Below are 2,157 nucleotides of genomic sequence, written 5' to 3' on the forward strand. Positions count from 1 at the left end.
AGTATCAGTACCGCTTTAACCGTCGTTTCGATCTTGCTGCTATGCTTCCCCGCCTCGCTGCTGCCGCTGCCCGGACTGGCAGCCGACCAGAGCGGTGGTTACGCCTAGCGGAAGATTGGCGCTAATCAGGCATATCTATAGCCGGTATAAAAGACAAAATTACACTATCGTCATCCAAAGGACTTGGCTTAATGGAAATGCCCCGGTTTCGTGGACAGTCAGTTAAGCGGCAAGGCTAAGTTGGTCTACCTCGTAAGGGGTCCGATACCCCAGTGAGGAGTGAATCCTCTTTCGGTTGTAGAAGCGCTCGATGTACTCGAAAATGCTCTGGCGTGCTTGAGCACGGGAGTTCCTTGGGGGTCTGGTCTGGAATCGGACAACTTTGGTGATGAGACTTTGCGCCTAGCCCTTCTCACCCTCAGGTGATGTCAAGTTCCGGCCCCTTGCAGTTCAGATCGCGTTCGAAGCGCCCCCTATTAATTCCCTGTTCTCCCGGAAGTTCACGAGATGTCCGATTCCAGACCCCTCGGGGGTTCCCCCTTCTCCTTTCAGGTGATGTCAAGTCCTGCCCTCTCGGAAGTTCGCGAGATGTCCGATTCCGGACCTGACCCCTCGGAAGGTTCTCAGTTTTTTCAAGGATCCTACTCTCTGTCGGAGCAGACGAATCCATGCCAAAAGGTCGAGTGGACTCTCAGCAGGCCCAGCACATGCTCCTCGTAATCGAAGTGTCCCATGCTATGACGAAAGTCGTTGCTGGTGACGTCAATGCCTGTGAACCCGTTGTTGAAATTTGATTGAGGGCCAATGTATCCGAGTGCGTGCTCGAGGGTGCCTTCTCCCAACCGGTACCATGCGTTCAATACCAAATCATTTCTGCTGAAGAAGATCTCCGTCTTGATGTTCCTATTCGAAGGGAAGATTCTCGTTTCTCTCTCAGCAATCGCTGGAGCCATCGCTGAGATAAAGAGCTGGTCCGCCCGTATCGTGTGCTGACGTTCCAACAGTCTCACCGCGATCCGGCCCCCCAGCGAATGCCCGACCACGTATACGGTTCCTTCCATTTCATTGATTCGATCGACGAGTTTAGCGGACTGCTGGTCTGCATAGCGAACAGCCTGCGGCCATGCCTCCACCAGAGGCTTGAGTTTTCTGGCAAGCAGCACACCACCGGGCATCAATGCAAATGGGCCCACCAAGGGCATCAAACGCGAGGCGATTATCCTTTCGATAGTGCTCGAAGTTAACGAGGAACCTGCCAAACCGGTAATGAGAGGAGCCACTTTCTCGAGGAGGAGATGGAGGCTGTTGGATGGCCAGTTATAGTAGTGGACGTTTGCCCGGATCGATTCCTGATTGTCCAAGAAATGCCTGAACCAGTAGCGCTTCCTATGGCACTCCATACTTTGTGCGGTGTGCATTCCGAAATCCAGGCCTTCTTTTTCTGTCAGGAAGCCCGGAACAAGGATAATGTGCTTTCGATAGTTGGGATTATTGTTTGGTGAGGGCAAAAACCCGTCAAATTCAGGCAGAATACACCTCCTGCTGGAGCAAGGCTAAAAACGCTCTACGTGCCAATATCTTCGTTCCAAACTGCGGGATTCTCCCTGATGAAGCTTTGCATTAAATCGATACATTTCGGGTCTTGCAGCACCTGAACCTCAACACCTCTTGCGCGCAACAGCTCTTCTTCACCCATAAAAGTTCTGTTCTCTCCGACTATCACTTTAGGGATGCCATACAGGAGGATCGCTCCACTGCACATGGAGCAAGGAGATAGGGTCGTATATAGGGTGCATTGCCGATAAACATATCCTGGCTGCCGCCCCGCATTCTCCAACGCATCCATCTCCCCGTGAAGAACAACACTTCCTTTCTGGACCCTGCGGTTGTGCCCCTTTCCGACAATTTTCCCGTCGTGAACCAGGACCGATCCTATCGGAACTCCTCCTTCAGCCATCCCTTTCTCGGCCTCCTCGATGGCTGCACTCATAAACATGTCCATAAATTATCTCCTTCCAGGCACCCTTATGTCAACCGCCAAGGTTATTTGCCACCCCCGTCGCCAACGTTATTTTCCAGTTTAACGGTCAGCGGGAGTTCCTGAGTTAAGTCGTCGTGGTCTTCTGAGGGCGGCCTCTTCTTCGGTATGACTCCCCC

General features: G+C 52.6%; 3 protein-coding genes and 1 pseudogene. 1 reads left to right on the top strand and 3 read right to left on the bottom strand.

What is annotated here, in order from left to right:
* A pseudogene (locus tag ACYVL5_RS23475) lies at window positions 1-125 on the top strand (IS1595 family transposase); the annotation flags it as partial.
* Window positions 126-222: 97 nt separating this feature from the next.
* Here the strand turns inward: ACYVL5_RS23475 and ACYVL5_RS23480 are convergent.
* From ACYVL5_RS23480 to ACYVL5_RS23490, 3 genes are all read right to left on the bottom strand, one after another.
* Entirely contained in the window at window positions 223-390 is a 168-nt protein-coding gene (locus ACYVL5_RS23480) for an IS3 family transposase (protein ID WP_460597975.1), read from the bottom strand.
* 251 nt (window positions 391-641) lie between these two features.
* The gene (locus ACYVL5_RS23485) at window positions 642-1,508 is read right to left on the bottom strand and encodes a hypothetical protein (protein ID WP_460597973.1); all 867 of its coding nucleotides are present in this window, start codon (window positions 1,506-1,508) and stop codon (window positions 642-644) included.
* A gap of 56 nt (window positions 1,509-1,564) precedes the next feature.
* Entirely contained in the window at window positions 1,565-2,002 is a 438-nt protein-coding gene (locus ACYVL5_RS23490) for a nucleoside deaminase (protein WP_460597974.1), read from the bottom strand.
* Window positions 2,003-2,157 lie beyond the last annotated feature (155 nt).

The sequence above is a fragment of the Geomonas sp. Red276 genome (assembly GCF_054784495.1).